At 42.4% G+C, this 20,186-nt stretch carries 18 protein-coding genes and 1 pseudogene; 6 read left to right on the forward strand and 13 right to left on the reverse strand.

Going from position 1 to position 20,186, the window contains the following annotated elements; translation table 11 throughout:
* Positions 1-1,287 (reverse strand): homoserine dehydrogenase, encoded by a 1,287-nt coding sequence (locus RG608_RS00830; protein WP_268686632.1) that lies wholly within the window; start codon positions 1,285-1,287, stop codon positions 1-3.
* Between the two features lie 139 nt (positions 1,288-1,426).
* Between RG608_RS00830 and RG608_RS00835 the strand changes: the two genes are divergently transcribed.
* The gene (locus tag RG608_RS00835; RefSeq protein ID WP_268686631.1) at positions 1,427-2,392 is read left to right on the forward strand and encodes a polysaccharide deacetylase family protein; all 966 of its coding nucleotides are present in this window, start codon (positions 1,427-1,429) and stop codon (positions 2,390-2,392) included.
* 104 nt (positions 2,393-2,496) lie between these two features.
* Here the strand turns inward: RG608_RS00835 and RG608_RS00840 are convergent, their stop codons facing one another.
* From RG608_RS00840 to RG608_RS00875, 8 genes are all read right to left on the reverse strand, one after another.
* Positions 2,497-3,453 (reverse strand): ABC transporter permease, encoded by a 957-nt coding sequence (locus tag RG608_RS00840; RefSeq protein ID WP_125383179.1) that lies wholly within the window; start codon positions 3,451-3,453, stop codon positions 2,497-2,499.
* A 1-nt stretch (position 3,454) separates the two neighbouring features.
* Positions 3,455-4,549: an ABC transporter permease gene (locus tag RG608_RS00845; RefSeq protein ID WP_002915355.1), complete on the reverse strand. Its 1,095-nt coding sequence runs from the start codon at positions 4,547-4,549 to the stop codon at positions 3,455-3,457.
* A complete protein-coding gene (locus RG608_RS00850) occupies positions 4,542-6,077 on the reverse strand; it encodes an ABC transporter ATP-binding protein (RefSeq protein WP_268686630.1) in 1,536 nt (511 codons plus the stop codon). Before RG608_RS00850 ends, RG608_RS00845 begins: the two co-directional genes overlap by 8 nt.
* Before the next feature lie 139 nt (positions 6,078-6,216).
* A complete protein-coding gene (locus RG608_RS00855) occupies positions 6,217-7,272 on the reverse strand; it encodes a BMP family protein (RefSeq protein WP_268686629.1) in 1,056 nt (351 codons plus the stop codon).
* A gap of 71 nt (positions 7,273-7,343) precedes the next feature.
* On the reverse strand, positions 7,344-7,733 hold the full coding sequence (locus tag RG608_RS00860) for a cytidine deaminase (RefSeq protein WP_268686628.1): 390 nt from the start codon (positions 7,731-7,733) through the stop codon (positions 7,344-7,346).
* On the reverse strand, positions 7,720-8,382 hold the full coding sequence (gene deoC, locus RG608_RS00865) for a deoxyribose-phosphate aldolase (protein WP_002897691.1): 663 nt from the start codon (positions 8,380-8,382) through the stop codon (positions 7,720-7,722). The genes RG608_RS00860 and deoC overlap by 14 nt, the downstream gene beginning before the upstream one ends.
* 17 nt (positions 8,383-8,399) lie before the next feature.
* A complete protein-coding gene (locus RG608_RS00870) occupies positions 8,400-9,677 on the reverse strand; it encodes a pyrimidine-nucleoside phosphorylase (protein ID WP_268686627.1) in 1,278 nt (425 codons plus the stop codon).
* 1 nt (position 9,678) lies between these two features.
* Complete coding sequence (locus tag RG608_RS00875) at positions 9,679-10,266, reverse strand: class I SAM-dependent methyltransferase (RefSeq protein ID WP_308946421.1); 588 nt, start codon at positions 10,264-10,266, stop codon at positions 9,679-9,681.
* Between the two features lie 94 nt (positions 10,267-10,360).
* Between RG608_RS00875 and coaA the strand changes: the two genes are divergently transcribed.
* The 3 genes from coaA to RG608_RS00890 all read left to right on the forward strand — a co-directional run bounded on the left by coaA (position 10,361) and on the right by RG608_RS00890 (position 12,167).
* Positions 10,361-11,281 (forward strand): type I pantothenate kinase, encoded by a 921-nt coding sequence (gene coaA, locus RG608_RS00880; protein ID WP_268686625.1) that lies wholly within the window; start codon positions 10,361-10,363, stop codon positions 11,279-11,281.
* A 70-nt stretch (positions 11,282-11,351) separates the two neighbouring features.
* Positions 11,352-11,588, forward strand: coding sequence for a 30S ribosomal protein S20 (gene rpsT / locus RG608_RS00885; protein WP_002895661.1), 237 nt, complete (start codon positions 11,352-11,354; stop codon positions 11,586-11,588).
* A 57-nt stretch (positions 11,589-11,645) separates the two neighbouring features.
* A complete protein-coding gene (locus RG608_RS00890) occupies positions 11,646-12,167 on the forward strand; it encodes a DNA topology modulation protein (RefSeq protein ID WP_268686624.1) in 522 nt (173 codons plus the stop codon).
* 14 nt (positions 12,168-12,181) lie between these two features.
* Here the strand turns inward: RG608_RS00890 and RG608_RS00895 are convergent, their stop codons facing one another.
* Positions 12,182-12,763, reverse strand: coding sequence for a TetR/AcrR family transcriptional regulator (locus RG608_RS00895; protein ID WP_308946422.1), 582 nt, complete (start codon positions 12,761-12,763; stop codon positions 12,182-12,184).
* A gap of 134 nt (positions 12,764-12,897) precedes the next feature.
* Between RG608_RS00895 and RG608_RS00900 the strand changes: the two genes are divergently transcribed.
* Both RG608_RS00900 and RG608_RS00905 read left to right on the forward strand, forming a co-directional pair.
* A complete protein-coding gene (locus tag RG608_RS00900; protein ID WP_308946423.1) occupies positions 12,898-13,740 on the forward strand; it encodes a DegV family protein in 843 nt (280 codons plus the stop codon).
* 103 nt (positions 13,741-13,843) lie between these two features.
* On the forward strand, positions 13,844-14,617 hold the full coding sequence (locus RG608_RS00905; RefSeq protein ID WP_049539772.1) for an XRE family transcriptional regulator: 774 nt from the start codon (positions 13,844-13,846) through the stop codon (positions 14,615-14,617).
* 82 nt (positions 14,618-14,699) lie between these two features.
* On the opposite strand, the pseudogene RG608_RS00910 reads toward RG608_RS00905, so the two are convergent.
* From RG608_RS00910 to RG608_RS00920, 3 genes and pseudogenes are all read right to left on the reverse strand, one after another.
* Positions 14,700-16,338, reverse strand: a pseudogene (locus tag RG608_RS00910) (hypothetical protein).
* Positions 16,328-17,071 (reverse strand): ABC transporter ATP-binding protein, encoded by a 744-nt coding sequence (locus RG608_RS00915; RefSeq protein ID WP_002895673.1) that lies wholly within the window; start codon positions 17,069-17,071, stop codon positions 16,328-16,330. The pseudogene RG608_RS00910 and the gene RG608_RS00915 overlap by 11 nt, the downstream one beginning before the upstream one ends.
* A 153-nt stretch (positions 17,072-17,224) precedes the next feature.
* On the reverse strand, positions 17,225-20,176 hold the full coding sequence (locus RG608_RS00920) for a CocE/NonD family hydrolase (RefSeq protein ID WP_308946425.1): 2,952 nt from the start codon (positions 20,174-20,176) through the stop codon (positions 17,225-17,227).
* Positions 20,177-20,186 lie beyond the last annotated feature (10 nt).

The following is a 20,186-nucleotide window of genomic DNA, read 5'->3' on the forward strand; positions in this document are numbered from 1 at the left end:
TTAATCTCCTAATACTTTGAAGGTATTGAGCAAGTCAAACTCAGCAACTTCTTTGAGCTTAACAGTGACATTTTCCAGCTGTGTCTTGCTGACAGCATGGGTAATAATCACCACGCGAGCCTTCTCACCATCTGTACCTTCCTGCAGAATCTGCTTAAAGGAAATATCCTCAGCATTGAAAATCTCAGCCAAATGCAGAACTTGGCCTTTAGAATCAGGTGCCAAGATAGAGAAGTAATAGCTGCTCTTCACATCTTCTGGCTTAGCTAGCACAAGCTCACGGCTGAATTCATTAAAGGCCTTGCCAACTGTTCCTTCATTCAAACGGCGGCTGATACGGACAATGTCTGCCACAACACTAGTTGCGGTTGGTTTTTGACCTGCTCCTGGTCCGTAGTACATGGATTCTCCGATGCCGATGGATTCGACAAAGACGGCGTTCATTACCCCATTGACACTAGCAAGCGGATGCGCTTTTGGCAGAAAAGTTGGAGCTACTTCTGCTGCAATACCTGATGCTGTTTCTTCAATAGAACCAACCAGCTTGACTACATAGCCCAAATCTTGAGCAACAGCCACATCTTCTGGTGTGATATTTCGAATTCCCTGATGTCCCACATCTTCAAACTTAACATTCATACCAAAAGCGAACTGACTAAGAATGACCATCTTGTAAGCCGCATCAATGCCATCTACGTCATTGGTTGGGTCGCTTTCAGCAAAGCCAAGGCGTTGTGCTTCAGCAAGAGCATCTTCATAAGACCAACCCTCTTCCACCATCTTGGTCATCATAAAGTTAGAGGTTCCATTGACGACACCCAAGATACGGGTAATTTTGTCAGAAGCCAATGAATTAACCAAGGTACGGAGGATTGGAATTCCACCGGCAACAGCTGCTTCATAATAGAGAGCTACATTTTGCTTTTGAGCAATTTCCAGCAACTCTGCTCCGTGAACAGCCAGCAAGTCCTTATTGGCCGTTACCACATGTTTGCCAGCTTCAAGAGCACGAGTGATGAACGTTTTCGCTGGCTCAATCCGTCCCATCAATTCTACAACGATAGTAATCTCAGGATCCTTCAGAATTTCTTCAACATTTGTGACAAAGTTAAAGTTATTTCCAGCTGCTAAATGACGCTCTTTTTCAGCATCATCTTTTACCAAGACTTTAGCAACCTCTATCTCTGAATGAGCTGCTTGAACGATTTTTTCTCCGTTTTCTTTCAGTAAAAAAGGCACACCGCTTGCCACTGTTCCAAAACCAAGTAAAGCTATTTTAATAGACATGAAGCACTCCTTGAAAATTTCTTGTATAAAAAATATTATAACAAAATTATATAAAAATGCCTACAAAACTACTTCTTTATTTGTTATAATAGATGTAAATTTCCGCAAGGAATTGTAATTTTTTTAAAAAGGAGATATTATGACAGGAAAACACAGAGGAAATCGCATGCAGCAACGCAAAGCTAGAAAAAGAGCTATTTTGCTTTCTTTAACGAGTTTATTACTTTTTCTTGTCCTGATTGTAGGTGGCTTTTCTTTACTAGCCAAGCTGCAAAACTCGCACAATCAAAAAGAAGCTAATAATGTGTCAACGAACCAAGTCAATACTTCATCTAAAACTTCGTCAGCACCGACTCGGGAAAAAAAGACGACTTCGGATGACAGCAACAAAGACAAGGTAAAATGGGTCAAACAAGACCAACCAGTTCAAGTACCTATCTTGATGTATCATGCCATTCACGTCATGGATCCTTCAGAAGCAGCTAACGCCGGTTTGATTGTGGACCCAGCCACATTTGAAAGTCATCTGAAAGCCTTGAAAGACGCAGGCTACTATCCACTAACACCAGCAGAAGCATACAAGGTACTGACGGAGAATGTCTTGCCAGAAAATAAAAAAGTCGTCTGGCTGACCTTCGATGATAGTTTAAGGGATTTCTATACTAATGCCTTTCCACTTCTCCAGAAATATGACATGAAAGCAACTAATAATGTCATTACTGGATTTGTTCAAGCAGGTCGTGAAGATATGCTGACGCTAGATGAGATAAAGGAAATGAAGGACAAAGGCATGTCCTTTGAAGACCACACTGTCAACCATCCTGACCTCTCAGCAACTGCAGAAGACCAACAAAAAATTGAGTTAAAAGACTCCAAGTCTTACTTGGACAAAGAACTGTCTCAAACAACAACAACCGTTGCCTATCCATCTGGACGATACAGTGATGCAACCTTGCAGATTGCTGAAAGCCTTGGTTATAAAATGGGACTGACAACCAATAACGGACTAGCTTCCTTATCTAATGGCTTGCTCACACTTAACCGCGTACGAATTAACCCAACCACCACTGCAGAAGACCTGCTAAATGAAATTGCAACCAACTAATCTTAAAAAGCCCGCTTCACTTGAAGCAGGCTTTTTCTATTCCTATGATTATAACTTCTTTCAAACACCAAAAAACACCAGCTCCAAAGAACCGGTGTAAAGGTTTATTTAGACTTGATATAGTTGATACCATCCGCTTTCGGAGCAACAGCTTTACCAAAGAATGCCGCAAGGACTACAATCGTCAAGACGTATGGCGCAATCTGCAGATAAACCGTTGGAACGCTTGAAAGCAAAGGCAACTGGTTCCCGATAACCGCCAAACTTTGGGAAGCTCCAAAGAAGAGACTCGCCAACATGGCACCAATAGGACTCCATTTACCAAAAATCATAGCTGCCAAGGCGATAAATCCTGGACCTACGATAGTTGTCACAGCAAAGTTAACAGAGATAGACTGAGCATAAATAGCTCCTCCAATACCACCGAGCAGACCAGAGATCATGACACCGTAATAACGCATGAGGTAAACATTGATTCCCAAGGTATCTGCCGCCTGCGGATGCTCTCCGACTGAGCGAAGACGCAGTCCGAATTTGGTCTTAAACATGACAAACCAAGCAAGGAAAGAGAAAGCAATGGCAAGATAACCAACCAAGCTTGTATGTTTGAAGAAAATATCTCCCAAGACTGGAATATCAGACAGGACAGGGAAATTAAACTTGCCGAATGAACGCTGAATATTATCCGTTTGTCCCTTGTTATAAATAGCTTTAACAAGAAAAATTGCCAAGGCAGGAGCCAGCAAGTTCAGCACTGTACCACTCACAACGTGGTCCGCGCGGAAAGTAATAGTTGCTACAGCATGGATAAGAGAGAAGACAACTCCGACCAAACCAGCAGCAATCAAAGAAAGCCACGGAGTCGCACTACCAAAACTCTTCTCGAAAGTCAGGTTAAAGAGAACGCCTGTAAAAGCCCCCATAACCATGATTCCTTCCAAGCCGACATTAACCACACCAGCGTGTTCAGAGTAAGCCCCGCCAATACTTGTGAAAATCAAGGGAGCCGCATAAATCAGCATAGATGATACTAATAAACTTAATACCGTTACAATATTCATCCTAGTTTCCCTCCTTCACTTTTTTAGCTTCTTGGCGACGATTTTTAAGGAAATCAAAGATAGTCATACCTGTCATACGCTCAATCAGATAGTGGGCGCTGACAAAGAAGATAATAGAAGCTGTTACGATGTTTACAAGTTCTGTTGGAATCTGAGCTACGTTCATACCTGGAGCACCAACACTCAGAACCGCAAAGAGGAAGGCTGCAAAGAGGATTCCAATTGGAGAATTGGCTGCCAAAAGACTTACCGCCATACCATTGAAACCAACACTCAAGGAACTTCCTTGAACAAAGACATTCTGATAAGTTCCAAGTCCTTCTACTACTCCTCCAAGTCCTGCAAGAGCACCTGAAATAATCATAGATACGATAATAGTACGCTTAGATGACATCCCTGCATATTCAGATGCATTTGGATTAAGGCCTACAGCACGAATTTCAAAACCAAGCGTTGTTTTCTTAAGCAAATACCAAATAACCACTACTGCAATCAAGGCAAAGAAGATACCGATATTCATCCGAGAGTTAGACGTAAGACTTCTCAACCACTCTGTTTGATAAATCGCATTGGCACTAACACGCTTACTAGAGTCAACACTCTGCATCACAGATTCTGGGAAACTATGAATAAGAGCATTTCCAACAAAAAGAACAATATAGTTCATCATAATGGTTACGATAACTTCACTCGTTCCCAGATAAGCACGCAGAATCCCTGGAATAGCACCAACAATACCACCAGCCACTGCTGCAATGACTACAGTCGCCAATAACATCAGAGGACGAGGTAAATCAGGGAAGGAAAGTGCAAACCAACCAGCCAAAATCCAGCCAGCTAAGGCTTGACCAGGAAGCCCAACATTAAAGAATCCAGCACGACTGGCTACAGCAAAGCCTAAACCAATGAGAATCAGAGGTCCCATCGCGCGAGAAATCTCACCCAAACTTCTCAAAGAACCAAAAGCTGTTTTAAAGAGGGACTCATACCCCCAGATAGCATCATAACCAAAGATGGCCATTACAACCGCTCCCAATAAAATCCCTAGAAGAACTGAGATTAAAGGAACCGCAATCTGTTGTGTTTTTTTAGACATTTGAAGCTCCCTTCTGAATCTTACCACCAGCCATGAGAATACCAAGCTCTTGCTTATTAGTTTCCTCTGGAGTTACAATTCCCTGAATCTTACCATCGTGGATAACGGCGATTTTATCAGAAACATTGAGGATTTCGTCTAGCTCAAAGCTAACAACTAGGACAGCCTTGCCTTGAGTCCGTGCTTCAATCAAGCGTTTATGAATGTATTCAATCGCCCCCACATCAAGTCCGCGAGTTGGCTGACTGACAATCAGAAGGTCTGGATCGCGATCCATTTCCCGAGCAATGATAGCTTTCTGCTGGTTTCCTCCTGAAAGAGCTGAAGCAGGTACATATTCACTAGCCGCCCGAACATCAAATTCATCCATCAACTTGCGTGCGTAAGAATAAATGTTACCGTAATTCAGGATTCCATTTTTACTGAGCGGTTCTTTATAGTAAGTCTGTAGAGCAATATTTTCAGATATGGACATTGCTAGGACTAAACCATCACGGTGGCGGTCTTCAGGAACGTGGCTGACTTTCATTTCAGTTATCTGCCGCGGCTGTTTACCAATAATAGACTGGTTCTTAATTGTAATCTCACCAGAGCTAGCTTTTCTAAGACCTGTAATAGCCTGAATCAGCTCAGTCTGACCATTGCCGTCAATCCCAGCAATCCCGACAATCTCACCAGCTCGGACATCAAGAGAAAGTCCCTTAACAGCTGGAACACCACGGTTTTCTTCAACAACAAGATCTTTGATTGACAAGATAGTTTCTTGAGGATTAGCAGGCTCTTTCGCAGTCTTGAAAGAAACAGCCCGTCCCACCATCATTTCAGCCAGATCTTGGTTAGTTGCACCAGCGATTTCAACTGTTTCAATGGATTTTCCGCGACGAATAACCGTTACGCGGTCAGAAACTGCCCGAATCTCATCCAACTTGTGAGTGATAAGAATGATAGATTTTCCTTCTTTGACGAGATTCTTCATGATTTTCATCAATTCATCGATCTCAGCTGGCGTCAGAACGGCTGTCGGCTCGTCAAAGATGAGAATGTCCGCCCCACGATAAAGAGTTTTCAGAATCTCAACCCGCTGTTGGGCACCGACAGAGATATCTTCTACCTTAGCAGATGGATCAACTGCCAATCCGTATTTCTCAGAAAGTTCCTTAATTTCTTTAGTGGCACCTTTCAAGTCCAACACACCATTTTTTGTGATTTCACTTCCAAGGATGATATTTTCAGCAACAGTAAATGCTTCAACAAGCATAAAGTGCTGGTGCACCATCCCGATACCAAGTGAGGCCGCCTTTGATGGAGAGTCCAGTTTAACTGACTTTCCATTCACTACAATCTCACCGCTGGTCGGCTCAAGCAGGCCAGCCAGCATATTCATCAAGGTTGACTTGCCGGCACCATTTTCTCCCAAAAGAGCGTGAATTTCACCTTTTCTGAGTTCCAAATTGATTTTATCATTGGCCACAAATTCACCAAAAATCTTGGTAATTTCTCGCATTTCAATGACATTTTCATGTGTCATGGCTCTTTCCTTTCCAGAATTTCATTTTATTTCAATAAAATTTACTAGCACAGCCAGTGCTAATAAATTCTATTGACACAAAGGCGTCTCAATTTCAAAAAGAAGCGACCCTACACGGTCGGATCGCTCTTAAATTGTTTTATTTGTCAGGAACAGTGATGCTGCCGTCAAGGATTTTTGCTTTCGCTTCTTCAACGGCTTTTTTCGCATCTTCTGACAGGTTTGTAGTTGTCAAGTCAACTCCACCGTCTTTCAGACCGAAGGTTGTAGTTTTACCGCCTGGGAATTTACCTTTAGCAGTTTGGTTAGCAATGTCTTGGACAGTCTTACCAACTTGTTTCAAGCTTGATGCTAAAACAAAGTTAGACTCTTTACCATCCTTAGACTTGTATTTACCTTCTTCAGTTTGGTCACGGTCAACACCGAGTACCCAAACTTTTTCATCTTCATTTCTTGTTTCGTTGATTGACTTAGCTTCGTTAAATACTCCAGCACCAGTTCCACCAGCAACTTGGTAAACCACATCTGCACCTGCAGCATATTGAGCAGCAGCAATTGTTTTACCTTTAGCAGCATCACCGAATGAGCCAGCATAGTCTACTTGAATCTTGATAGACGGGTCAACTGATTTCACACCAGCTTCGAAGCCTTTTTCAAAACGAGTGATAACTGCGCCTTCTATACCACCTATGAAACCAACTTGTTTTGTCTTAGTAGTTTTTGCAGCAGCAACACCAGCAAGGTAAGCAGCTTCATTATCAGCAAAAATAGCTGAAGCAACGTTCTCTTTTCCTTTGATAACATCATCAACAATAACATAATTGATGTCTTTGTTATCTTGAGCAGCAGATTCAACCGCATCACGAAGAGCAAATCCGATACCATATACTAAATTATAACCATCCGTAGCAGCTTGGTTCAGGTTATTCGCATATTGAGACTCATCATTAGACTGGTAGTAAGTAAAGCCGTTATCTTTAGAAAGACCGTTTTCTTTACCCCAAGCTTGCAAACCTTCCCATGCAGACTGGTTAAATGACTTATCATCAACACCGCCAGTATCAGTTACGATAGCAGCCTTCAAATCAGTTTTCGCGTTTGAAGAATCTGAGCGAGAAGCACGGTTTCCACATGCAGCAAGTCCGAATGCTGCGACAGTTACTAGACCAAGACCTAGCCATTGTTTTTTGTTCATTTCTGAACCTCCTAATTAAGATGTGCAACACAGTTGCAAGTTTGAGTTTGGTCAGATGACCGATAACAGACTTATGTTAAATCTGTAAAAGAATATGGAAGTAATTCCTTGACCGTCATCACGACCGTCGATTTATCTTTAGCGACCAAGGTCACTTTTAAATCCTCAGCAAAAAATTCTGCCATTACTTGGCGGCAGGCACCACAGGGCGATATAGGTTTTTCCGTCTCACCATAGACAATCAGCTCCTCGAAGTCTAAAGCTCCTTCTGAAACCGCCTTAAATATAGCTGTCCGCTCTCCGCAGTTGGTCAGACCAAAACTGGCATTTTCAACATTAACGCCGGTAAATACCCGTCCGTCTTTAGCGACTAAAACCGATCCGATAGGGAAATGAGAATAGGGAACATAAGCATTTTTGCTTGCTTGGACAGCCAAGTCAATCAACTCAGTAGTCGCCACTAGCTTCTTCTCCCTTCATAATCGCCACACCAGCTGAAGTTCCGATACGAGTCGCACCTGCTTCAATAAAGGCCAGCGCATCTTCATAAGAACGAGCACCGCCAGAAGCCTTGACCCCCATGTCAGGACCAACTGTTTTTCTCATAAGGGCAACATCTTCGACTGTCGCACCGCCAGTTGAAAACCCTGTAGAGGTCTTAACAAAATCAGCTCCAGCTTTCTGAGCTAATTGGCAGGCCTTAACCTTCTCCTCATCTGTCAGCAGGCAAGTTTCCAGAATTACCTTGACCAAGGTACCGTTAGCAGCTTCTACAACCGCACGGATGTCTCGCTCTACCAAATCATAATCTTTAGATTTCAGAGCACCGACATTGATGACCATATCCACTTCGCCAGCACCCTTTTGGATTGCGTCCTTCGTTTCAAAAGCTTTCACATCGGAAGTGTTGGCTCCTAAAGGAAAACCAATTGGCACACAAACCTTGACATCTGAGCCTTTTAGCTGCTCCGCAGCAAACTCTATCCAGGTTGGATTGACACAGATACTGGCAAAATCATAAACTTTTGCTTCTTCAATTAACTTCAGAATCTGCTCTTCTGACGCTTCTGGTTTTAAAAGCGTATGGTCTATATATTTGTTTAATTTCATGTTGGTTTCTCCTAGAATTAAGCAATAACCTCGATAATCTCGCTTACTGCAACGCTTTCATCACCTATTTTAACATTTTTTTGAAATTCTGTAACTAGTTCTTGAGAAATTTTTTCATTTGAATAAATTTTTGCGAAAACTTCTCCAATTTCGACCTTGTCTCCGACTTTCTTTCCGAAAACAATTCCTGTTTCATAATCTAAGTCGTCAGATTTAACTGCCCGTCCTGCTCCAAGTCTCATGGCAAAGAGGCCGAATTCCATAGCAGGCAGTTCAGTGATATAACCTGCCTGTTCTGCTTTCACATCTACAATATGAGCTGCACTTGATGGACGATAGAGATCTTCCAAGTCACCACCTTGAGCTACGACCATAGCTTCAAATTTCTTCAAAGCAGCACCGTTGGTCAGCTGTTCTCTCACTTCTTCCACCGTTTTCTCAACATCTGCAAGTCCGAGCATAATTTGCGCCAACTCACAAATGAAAGTTGTGATGTCTTCACGACCCCTGCCCTGCAAGATATCCAAGGCTTCCAAGATTTCAAGACGATTGCCAATGCTGGTTCCCAAAGGCTGACTCATATCTGTCAAAACTGCGACTGTTTTTCTGCCGACAGCCTTGCCCAAATCTACCATAGTACGTGCTAGTACACGAGCGTCATCAATATTTTTCATAAAGGCGCCTTCACCGACCGTTACATCCAGAAGGATGCTATCAGCACCAGCAGCAATTTTCTTACTCATAACAGAGCTAGCTATCAGCGGAATCGTATCAACAGTTGCTGTTACATCTCGCAAGGCATAGAGCAACTTATCCGCTAGCACCAACTGATCAGACTGACCGATAACGGACAAGCCGATTTCCTGCACCTGCTTGATAAAGTCTTCCTGACTGCGCTCTACCTGAAATCCTTTAATGGATTCCAATTTATCAATGGTTCCACCAGTATGACCCAGACCGCGGCCGCTCATTTTAGCAACAGGCACACCAAAGCTAGCCACCACAGGAACCAAGACCAGAGTTACCTTATCACCAACACCGCCAGTAGAATGTTTATCTACTTTTATTCCCGAGATTTCTGACAAGTCAAACTGTTCACCGGTTCCAACCATTGTCATGGTTAAATCCGAAATTTCCCGAGTCGTCATGCCTTTAAAATAGACAGCCATCGCAAAGGCTGCCATCTGATAGTCTGGCACAGTCCCGTCCACATACCCCTCAATCAGCCACTGGATTTCCTGACTGGTCAGCTCAAGACCATCTCTTTTCTTTTGAATAATATCTACAGCACGCATCCTATTTTTCGCTCCTTAAGATATAGTAGCCTTTGTCCTTCTTAACAATCTCACAATTACCGAAGATAGCTTCCATCTTCGACTTGGCACTGGGCGCTCCTTGCTTCTTCTGAATCACAAGAGTCAAATCACCGCCTTCTGTCAAATGCTCATAGCTTCCGCTGATGACTTCGTGCACGACTTGCTTACCAGCACGGATAGGCGGATTACTGATAACATGGTCAAAAAAGCCACTGACCTTTTCATAAACATTTGACTGGAAGATATGAGCAGATACCTGGTTTCTCTCAGCATTCTTCTGAGCCAATTCCAAGGCCCGCTGGTTGATATCTACCATGGTCGCAGCTACTCCGTACACTTTGGCTAAGGTCAAACCTAATGGTCCATAACCACAGCCAACATCCAGCACCCGTTCTCCAGCTTCAAAGTCCAAGACAGACAAAAGAACCCGACTGCCATAATCAATCATTTTTTTACTGAAAACACCAGCATCTGTCAAAAAAGTCAGCCGCTGTCCTAACAGTTCCACATTTAATTCATGAATATCATGTTTGGCATCAGGATTTTCTGCAAAATACATTTTAGTCATACAACCATTTTATCATAATTTTCCTAGAATTGTAAATCGTTTTCATTTCTCCAAAAAGTATGTTATACTAAAGTCCATCATACAGGAGTAACTTATGACTAACGAATTTCTTCACTTTGAAAAAATCAGCCGCCATACATGGCAAAACCTGCACCGCAAAACAACTCCGCCCCTGACTCAGGCTGAACTTAACTCTATCAAGAGTTTCAATGATAAGATTAGCCTGCAGGACGTTACGGACATTTATTTACCCTTGACTAACCTCATTCAGATTTATAAACGTTCTAAGGAAGACTTGGCTTTTTCCAAGGGGATTTTTCTACAAAAGGAAAGCCGAAAACAACCTTTTATTATCGGAGTTTCTGGCAGTGTGGCCGTTGGAAAGTCCACCACCAGCCGTTTGCTGCAGATTCTTCTTTCTCGGACTTTTTCAAATGCAACAGTCGAGCTAGTTACCACAGATGGTTTTTTATTTCCGAATAAAACCTTGGAAGATCATGGCATTTTAAACCGCAAGGGTTTCCCAGAAAGCTATAATATGGAGCTGCTTCTTTCCTTTCTGGACAGCATAAAAAACGGTCAGGATTTCCAAATTCCAGTCTACTCGCATGAAACTTATGATATCGTCCCTCAGAAAATGCAAGAGGTAAAGGCTGCTGACTTTGTTATTGTCGAAGGCATCAATGTTTTCCAGAACCCTCAGAACGAGCGCCTATATATGACAGATTTTTTTGACTTTTCTATCTATGTTGATGCTGAAGTCGAAAATATTGAAAATTGGTATCTAGATCGCTTTAAAAAAATGCTGACGCTGGCTGAAAACGACCCCAAAAACTACTATCACCGCTTCACCACTCAAGCAGAAGAGGAAGTGGTAGCTTTCGCCCATAATGTCTGGAAAAGCATTAACCTTGTCAACCTGCTAGACTACATTGAGCCAACCCGCAATCGGGCAGAAATTATCCTGCACAAAGCCGAAAATCATGAAATTGATGAAATTTACTTAAAAAAATAAAAAAGCTTGTCAAATCCTAACTTTTCATATATAATTAGATAGTTAGTATTTTCAATGGAGGTGAAACAACTTGGCAAACATTAAATCAGCTATCAAACGCGCTGAATTGAACGTGAAACATAACGAAAAAAACTCAGCTCAAAAGTCAGCTATGCGTACTGCAATCAAAGCATTTGAAGCAAACCCATCTGAAGAACTTTTCCGTGCTGCTAGCTCAGCTATCGATAAAGCAGAAACAAAAGGTTTGATCCACAAAAACAAAGCAAGCCGCGATAAAGCACGCCTTTCAGCTAAACTTGCTAAATAATGCATACAAAGGGAGCTCTCAGGAGCTTTTTTTGTTTCTCACACAAAGGAGATAGAGATGAAAATAGCAATTATCGGTTATTCCGGTTCTGGCAAATCCACTTTAGCAGCACAACTGTCCCACCACTACTCCATTCCCAAACTTCACATGGATAGATTGCAGTTCCAACCTGGCTGGAAGGATAGTGACCGTGATTGGATGAGTGAACAGATGGATAATTTTTTATCAAAAAATACCGACTGGGTCATTGATGGCAACTACTCTTGGTGTTTTTATGAACGGCGGATGGCAGAAGCCGATCAAATTATCTTTCTGAACTTCTCTCGCTGGAACTGCCTCTATCGAGCTTTCAAACGCTATCTAAAATACCGCAACCGGACCAGAGAAAGTATGGCTCCAGGCTGCCCCGAAAAGTTTGACTGGGAGTTTATCTGCTGGGTTCTTTGGAAAGGACGACGTCAGACCGCATTGGCAAGATATAAGAAAATCCGACAAACTTTTCCTCAGAAATTCTACGAATTAAGAAATCAAAAAGAACTAACCGACTTCTTACAGAACCTAAAAACAAGCGAGCCCTAATGACTCACTTGTTTTTATTTGATTTGCTTTTTCTGTGGGAAAAGAGGTAGGCCTAAAGAAGCTATTTTTTCAGCTGGAACCTTCATCCCGTCCTTAATCCACTTGGAAAGAACGGAAACCACTGCCGAACTCCAGAAGGAATTCGTGTAAGAGTTAGTCATTTTCTTAGCATTGCGATTACGATTACGCTTTTCCAAAAAATCGAATACGGCCTGAGTAAGCAGCTTTTCAAAATTATAGTCAATGGCTAGACTGATAACCCGAGCTTCTTTCTTGGCTTCTTTAAAAAGAAAAAGCCAGATCTGGTACATCTCAGTTTTAAAGTTAAACTCTTCCAATTTATCCGTAATACCTTGAACAGTGTTTTTAAAAATCTCTTCCAGAATCTGCTCTTTAGAGCTATAATTGCGGTAAAATGCCGCACGGGAAACCCCTGCCCGCTCAACCAGCTCTGAAATAGTAATTTTTTTGAGTTCTTTCTTCTCCAGCAGCTGCATGAGAGAAATTTCCAGAGACTCTCTCGTGATTTGATTGGATTCCTGATTGTATTTCTTTAAATTCGCGAGTGATTTTTCCGATATTTTCTTTTCCGACATAACAATTTCTTCCCTCTTGTATCAGCTGACAGTTTCCGCTTTTTAGTAAGCATTCTTCATGTTATAATTTTAAAAAAAGACAGGTTTTTTGTCAATTTTTTTATTGTACATACTTGACAAAAAAGGAGAAAAATATGACTTGGAAAATTATAGCTGACTCTGGCTGTGACTTTCGTGAAATGAAAAACTTGGCTAAAGACACCCAGTTTGAAAGTGTTCCCTTAACCATTCAAGTGGAAAATGAGATTTTTGTAGATGATAAGCAGCTTGATATTGACCTAATGATGGAGAAGATGTATGCTTCTTCTGCTGCTTCAAAGTCAGCCTGCCCTAGTCCAGATGACTATCTCAAAAGCTTTGAGGGAGCAGACAAGATTTTTGTTGTAACCATCACCGGCACTCTATCTGGTAGTAATAATAGTGCACAGGTTGCTAAGAAAATCTTTTTGGAAGAACATCCTGATGCCCAGATTCATGTCATTGATAGTCTTTCTGCTGGCGGAGAGGTGGACTTGCTTGTGACTAAACTCAATGAACTCATCCAGCAAGATCTCAGCTTTGATGAAGTTGTTGAAGTCATTAATCGCTATCATGAGAAAACAAAACTTCTCTTCGTTCTAGCAAAAGTAGATAACTTGGTCAAAAACGGCCGACTTAGCAAACTTCTGGGAACCGTTGTCGGCTTGCTCAATATCCGTATGGTCGGTGAAGCTAGCCAGACTGGCACGCTAGAGCTTCTGCAAAAGGCACGCGGCCCGAAAAAGGCTCTTGCTTCTGCAATCGAAGAGCTACTCAAAGCTGGTTACAAAGGTGGCCGACTCATCATCGCTCACCGCAATAACGAAAAATTCTGCCAGCAATTTAGTCAGCTGATACAAGAAAAGTATCCCCAAGCTCAAATCGAAACAATACCAACTTCAGGTCTCTGCAGCTTCTACGCTGAGGAAGGCGGAATCTTAATGGGCTACGAAATTTAATACAGTATCTAAAAAGTAAAGGATTAGGTCAATTATTTTAGCCTAATCCTTTACTTTTTCGATTTAATTCGCTATAATAAAACCAAGTAAAGGAGTTGATATTATGGCCAGAGGAAGAGGCGCCGCAAGCCCCCAAGATAAGGAAGCAAGTCTTCTCATTTCTAAAAAGCTCAAAGAACTTCTCAAGGAAACAGGTAAAAAACAAGTTGAGCTATCTCGTGAAACAGGCATTCCCGCTAGTACACTGACTGGCTATATCAAAGGGACATCTCTGCCTATCGCAGCCAATCTAGAAAAGATTGCAAGTTTTTTTGAGGTAGAGATTGAAGAAATCGATCCTCGTTACCGATTAATTGCAGACATCCCTCAACAATTTCCCGATTTAAATCGTATTTATCAACAACTTGACCAAAACAGACAGGAGCAAGGATTAAAGCTACTGGAAGCTAGCCTGACTGAGCAAGAAACACAAGCTAGCTTAAAGGACGACTACTTCCCCTACTTGGTCTATGAAAATTACTATCTCTCTCAGCATAAGCCTGAACAAGCTGATTTAGTCTGGCTGGACAGAGAAATTGACTACGATATTGCCCTTTGGGTACGAACTGACTCGTTAGAGCCCAAGTATCCAAGAGATTCCGTAGCGCTAATCAAGCAGACTCATTTCGAGCTTGCCGGCGCTATCTATGCTATCGACTATGACGGTCAAACCATTATAAAAAGAGTCTTCAACGATCCATCCGGTATTCGTCTAATTTCCCTTAATAAAAAATACAGTGATAAGTTTATCCCGCATGAGGAAGAGCCTAAACTAATCGGTCGAGTTATGGCGACTTTCATGCCACTGGATGTAGAAAAAATAAAGAAAAACAAATAACAGCTCTGCAAATGTACAGAGCTGTTATTTTGATGATTTTCAGTAAAAAAATCAGAAAGTCTTTCGACTTTCTGATGCTTGTTTAATAAAATACTGCTAATTCTTCATTCAGCTTCTTCATGTAGTGTTTGTGGACTATATAAGACAACACAGCTAAGCCTGCTAAAACTAGAGCGACTATCACATAAATTACCAGAGGCGCAAGAACATTGGATATAAAGAAGAGAAGAGTAATGACAATCAACATTCCTAAAATCAGAGCGATGGCTAAGAGAGTTTTCACCATATTATTATCTCGGCTCATCAATTCTGTGACATTGGACCAATTAGTCACAAGATGCTTGTAGTCTCGGTAGTAACCCCAAGAACTCCACATTAGGCTAATTAAGGCCCAAACAATCACCATGCCCAAGAAAGTCACTGGATGCATACCGGAAACAAGGCTAGTTATCAAAAGCAAGGTCAGAGGCAGGATAGACTGGACGGCAAAGAGCTGCCAAAACTTCAGATGAATATATTGCTTCAAATCAAAGGGGAGAACCTTGAGATAATCAAAATTTTCCCTTTCCAAAGAAATCCCAATAGCTGTAAGGTTGCTGCCGCCTGAGTTTAGTGTTGCAATCAAAACAGCCAGAGCCATCATTGGCAAGAGAAAGCGAGGTCCCAGATAAGGAGTTAAAGACAGGCCGCCTTGTATCATCCCCATTCCCATACTGAAAATGACAATGTAAGGGAGAAAGGCCGACATAAAGATGGCCTGCATAATGACAGAACCCTCGCTCAAGAGCCTGATATTGTAGCGCCAGACAAACTTTTTGAGATTTTTTGCTTCCGCAATATTGATGTCATGCACGCGCTCCCGCTTACCTACTGAAGAGCCAGTCATGAGAGCTGCCTCATAAAACTCTGGAATCACCTTGGTCTTTACGATGAAAAATAGAAGAGCCGCAACTGCCACCCATCCTAAAAATCCCAGCAAGGAAGCTGTATGAAAAGGATGAAGGATAAAATCATAAAAGGCTTTAAATGGCGGAAAGAAAGCTTTGACCTCTGTACGATTTATGACGCTTCTGCTGTTCATTTGATTAATCATAAAATAGAGGAAAAAGGAGCCCACGGAAACAAGAGCCAGAATGACATTGGACAAGATAGTCTTGTACTTTCTGAAAAAGGCTGTCTTGGTAATGAAATGCACAGCAATCAAAATCAGAAAGGTGATGACCGAACTTAAAATCAGAATAGCAAGCAGAGCCAAGGGCAGGGCCAAGAAAGGATTGCCACCTTGAAAAGCCAGAACCAAGAAATAACTGAACATAGGCAGAATGGCGATCAGCAAGGTCAGAATAACTGAAATGCTTTTGCCGACGATGATTTCTGCTTCGCTAAAAGCATAGGGACGATAAGACTGCAAGTCCTTGCTTTCATAAAAGACATTGTAAAAAACCAGAAAGCCCTGAGACATAGAAAAGAGAGCAAAAGCGGAAACCAAATTGGCAAAGAGCCCCGGATTGCCAACCAGTTGGTTCAGGGAGCCCATCAAGCCGAAAAGAAAGAGATAGACCAGTCCTAAAATCAGATACATGCGGATGGCCTTCAGCGATACATTGACCTTGCGCTCAGGATTCTTAGCTTGCATCTTGCGGTACTGTTGCAGCTGAGACGGCTGAATAGCATAGAGGATGTTGATATCAACGAGTTTTTTTTATAGCTTTAATGCGCATCAGGACTCACCTCTTCTCTGCGGCCTGCTAGACCAAGATAAATGGTTTCAAGAGACTGTTCTGGATGTTGGCCTTTTAGTTCTTCAATGGTTCCATAGAAAATCAATTTCCCTTTTTTGAGAATAGCCACCTTATCACAGAGCTGCTCTGCAACTTCCAAGACGTGGGTTGAAAAGAGAACTGTATTTCCTTTATCTGCATGCTGGCGCATCATCTGCTTGAGGTCAAAAGCTGCCTGCGGATCAAGACCAGTAAGCGGCTCATCCAGCACCCAAATATCCGGATCAGACAAAAGTGCCGCTATGACGAAGACTTTTTGCCTCATCCCATGAGAGAATGAATCAATAACCTCATAGCGATGAGAGCCAAAGTCGAAAAGATGGAGCAGATTTCCCAACCGCTCTTCGACTTCAGCATTTGTCATATCGTAAGAAGTCGCTACCAGTTCCCAGAACTCATTGGCAGTTAGGCGCAAAAATAAATCTGGTGAATCAGCTACATAGCCGATTTTTTTCTTGACTTCCAAGCGATTAGCTGATAATTCTTTCCCATCTACAAAAATCTGTCCACTACTAGGATTGATGACGCTGACCAAGGACTTAATGGTGGTAGATTTTCCCGCGCCATTGTGACCAATCAAACCGACGATTTCTCCGCTCTGCAAGGTTAGATTCAGCTGATTGAGAGCTACCGTTCCTTCATAAACTTTAGTGACATCTTTAAATTCAATCATAAGAGAGCTCCTTTACCGATTTCTATACAGATTAGTATACTCTTTTTGCGGCTTTTTGTCTCGTCTCTGCCTAACGACTGCTACAAGATAAAGCTAAAAGCAGCTGAACTTCATCTAACTATGAAATTCCAGCTGCTTTATTAAACAGAACGACTACGGTTGTTTGTATTTCTTTGCTAAACTAGATAAGCCTAGTGTGCTGACCAGCAGAGCCAGGCCAAGATGCAGGATTCCCTTATCTGAATTGCTTCCGGTTTTAGGTAAGGCAGCTGGAGCTTGCTGCTTGCTGATCTTCTGAACTTTTCCTACTGCCTGATCATAATGTTCTGCATAGTGAACCGCCAACTGAACTGACGGAACTTCTTTTCCTTCTTCGCTGTCAAAGATATACTCAGGAACTTCTAAAATTGCTGGTACAACTAATTTGGCACCAATAATCTCTGGTAGAGCTGCATAAGCTGTATCAAGAGCATTCGGTATATAGTTCGCCTTTTGCAAACGACTAGCTTCCAAAGTAGGTATTAGCGCACTGATGGAGTCCGTCTTGAAAGTTACTTCATATTGACGATCAATCGTGAGGTCGCTTGGGTCGTACGTGTTGAAAACAAGAGCCAGCTTATGACCTTTTTTCACCGTATAGAGATTAGGCTGCAAATAGACTGTATAGTCTTGGAATTGACCAATTTGAGGATCAATACTATTTTGCGAGCTAGACGGTGTATAGCCCGATTCTGGATTAGCCAGATTGACCCATCCTTTTGCAATGACTTTGTATTTGGTTTTGATAGTCGCAAAATTTTTGATATCCATATTGTTGAGATTGCTGCCCATCCAAAAGCCGTCTTTCTGACTTTCATCACTGGCTGCGCCGTTTCCAACCACATCAAACTCTTGGTCTGATACATCTACTAGGAGGGCATTGACCTGCAGATTACTGCCGCCCCACTTTGCCAGAGCTGCCTTGAAATGGACTGGGATATGTCCTTTAATGGTCATATCCTCTTTGACATCTGTCATAAAGGTCAAATTAACTTTAGAAGAAGCTTTGCTAACCGCTTCATCACGCTTGCTGGTATCAATTCCCGCTCCCGCGTAGTCACTGGAAATCGTTTCTTCTAAGCGCTTGGACTGAGCTGTCAGAATCAAGCGATTACTGCTTTTCCAATCATCATAACTGGTCCATTTATTTGGATCATAGTTATTTTGCGCTAAAACAGCTGGAAGTTTGCTGACATCATTTTCTACATCATAGAGGTAATGAGAGAACCAGGTATTGAGTAAGTCATAAAAATCTTGCTTGTTAGCTGTAATACCAAAGCCTCTAGATACGGCAGCTGGATTGATATGATTTCCTTGGTGAAGATAAAGTTTCACATCTTGACCGGCTTTTTTTAGCGCATCATACATGAGCTCAAAGTGTTTGGTTTTGACATTGTCATCATTCAAACCATGAACTAGCAGGGCACTGGTCTTTATCTTTTCTGGATGTAGCGTGTAATCCCGCTCCTGCCATACCGGACTATAGTTACGGCCGTGCGCATTCTGGTCCTTATTTAACTGATTAATGTAGTCAGCATACTTGTTACTAATAGCAGACCAGTCTTTTTGATCTAGCAACCGTGTAGCAACATAGAGCGACAGCCAAGATAAATCACTGTAGGGCGGATTGGTGTAAGCCGACCCTTGACTATTGAAATAATCATACCAGCTGGCAATTCCAGCTGCTGGAACAATGGTTTTCAAGCCTTCAACGCCAGTCGTTGCCACACCGAAAGTTGTCGTACCAGCCCAAGACAGACCAGTCATACCGACCTTGCCATTAGCCCAGTCGGCCTTGATTTCGATATTGTTAGTTCTGTCTGTGTAGGCCGTTCGTTTACCATTGACCCATTCGACAATATTTTTAAATGCTTCAATTTCTAAATCAGAGCCAGTTGTATTAAAACCTTCAGAACCTTTGGTTCCTAGACCAGCGCTAGAAACAAAGGCATAACCTCGGACGAGGAAATAATCATACCAGTTCAAGTTTTCATAGTCATAAATCCCCTCATATGGACTGTAGTAATACCAATCCGATGACATTGCTCTTTTTGCTGCATCAATACTGCTCATGCTAGAAACTGGCTGGCGCTGAGCTGGCTGATTGCGGAGGCTCTTCATGTCATAAGAACCGTTTGTCGGCAGATTGAGACTTTCCAGCGTCACATGGTCTTCGTCCAAGGTTCCAGCGACATAGGGACGAGCTTCCAAGATTGTCGCAGCCTTATAATCACCCTTAGCAGCTGCTTTAGGAAGCTGCACAATAGCCTTGACTAAATCAAGCTTACCGTCACCATCCGTATCGTAGTCAGTCTCTACATAGACTGGGAAACGAACAATCTCACTGCCTTCATAAGTATACTCCTCATATCTGTCTTCACCACTACTATATGGAAAAATTGGCTGTGAACGACCATTCAAAAAGAGGGGCTCTTTCTTTTCAGAGCGATAAGCATCATGCAGCCGCTTGGCAACTGAATACATAGATTGCAGATTAGCACCCTGGACACTGGCTGTCAAATCAGCCTCTTTTTCAATCATCCCTAAGCTCTTTGCTAGATTTGCTCTATCCTCGGCACTGCTGCCCAACTGATAATCACTGACTGCTGCCCACTTGAGCAATTCATCTACAGCCTCTTGCAGGGTTATTTCCTTATCTGTGAGGGAAGGATTTGAAAGACCGCCTGTATAGGCAGACAAATCTTGGCCTTTCACAGCAGTTGAGCCAGCGGAAGGTGCTGAGCTGACATCTTTAGCCAAGGCCAAAAGCGCCTTCTCATCTGACGGATCAAGGCTAGGGACTGCTTCCTCTGGAGCAAGTAGAGACTTTTCTTCCTTTTCAGGCAAGGAATTGTCAGGCTCTGTCTGACTTTGAGCAGCTAAAACCTCTGGCTTTTGGACTTGAGTGCCAGTTTCAGAAGCCTTTGCAACTGTTTCTGTCTTGAGATTATCCGTGCGCTCGCTACTAGCTTGAGTCGCCTCATCCGCCTGAACAGCTTGCGCCAATACCAAAGGTGCAAGTAACAAACTTGGTAAGAGTAATGTAACTAGTCTTTTCTTTCTCATAAAGACACCT

This window comes from Streptococcus sp. IsoGale022, from assembly GCF_031142805.1.
In the GTDB taxonomy this organism is placed as follows: Bacteria; Bacillota; Bacilli; order Lactobacillales; family Streptococcaceae; genus Streptococcus; species Streptococcus sanguinis_A.

What these genes read in the sequence shown, in the direction of transcription:
- RG608_RS00830 (WP_268686632.1), bottom strand. Translation starts at nt 1,287, where the DNA reads ATGTCTATTAAAATAGCTTTACTTGGTTTTGGAACAGTGGCAAGCGGT.
- RG608_RS00835 (WP_268686631.1), top strand. Translation starts at nt 1,427, where the DNA reads ATGACAGGAAAACACAGAGGAAATCGCATGCAGCAACGCAAAGCTAGA.
- RG608_RS00840 (WP_125383179.1), bottom strand. Translation starts at nt 3,453, where the DNA reads ATGAATATTGTAACGGTATTAAGTTTATTAGTATCATCTATGCTGATT.
- RG608_RS00845 (WP_002915355.1), bottom strand. Translation starts at nt 4,549, where the DNA reads ATGTCTAAAAAAACACAACAGATTGCGGTTCCTTTAATCTCAGTTCTT.
- RG608_RS00850 (WP_268686630.1), bottom strand. Translation starts at nt 6,077, where the DNA reads ATGACACATGAAAATGTCATTGAAATGCGAGAAATTACCAAGATTTTT.
- RG608_RS00855 (WP_268686629.1), bottom strand. Translation starts at nt 7,272, where the DNA reads ATGAACAAAAAACAATGGCTAGGTCTTGGTCTAGTAACTGTCGCAGCA.
- deoC (WP_002897691.1), bottom strand. Translation starts at nt 8,382, where the DNA reads ATGAAATTAAACAAATATATAGACCATACGCTTTTAAAACCAGAAGCG.
- RG608_RS00870 (WP_268686627.1), bottom strand. Translation starts at nt 9,677, where the DNA reads ATGCGTGCTGTAGATATTATTCAAAAGAAAAGAGATGGTCTTGAGCTG.
- RG608_RS00875 (WP_308946421.1), bottom strand. Translation starts at nt 10,266, where the DNA reads ATGACTAAAATGTATTTTGCAGAAAATCCTGATGCCAAACATGATATT.
- coaA (WP_268686625.1), top strand. Translation starts at nt 10,361, where the DNA reads ATGACTAACGAATTTCTTCACTTTGAAAAAATCAGCCGCCATACATGG.
- RG608_RS00890 (WP_268686624.1), top strand. Translation starts at nt 11,646, where the DNA reads ATGAAAATAGCAATTATCGGTTATTCCGGTTCTGGCAAATCCACTTTA.
- RG608_RS00895 (WP_308946422.1), bottom strand. Translation starts at nt 12,763, where the DNA reads ATGTCGGAAAAGAAAATATCGGAAAAATCACTCGCGAATTTAAAGAAA.
- RG608_RS00900 (WP_308946423.1), top strand. Translation starts at nt 12,898, where the DNA reads ATGACTTGGAAAATTATAGCTGACTCTGGCTGTGACTTTCGTGAAATG.
- RG608_RS00905 (WP_049539772.1), top strand. Translation starts at nt 13,844, where the DNA reads ATGGCCAGAGGAAGAGGCGCCGCAAGCCCCCAAGATAAGGAAGCAAGT.
- RG608_RS00915 (WP_002895673.1), bottom strand. Translation starts at nt 17,071, where the DNA reads ATGATTGAATTTAAAGATGTCACTAAAGTTTATGAAGGAACGGTAGCT.
- RG608_RS00920 (WP_308946425.1), bottom strand. Translation starts at nt 20,176, where the DNA reads ATGAGAAAGAAAAGACTAGTTACATTACTCTTACCAAGTTTGTTACTT.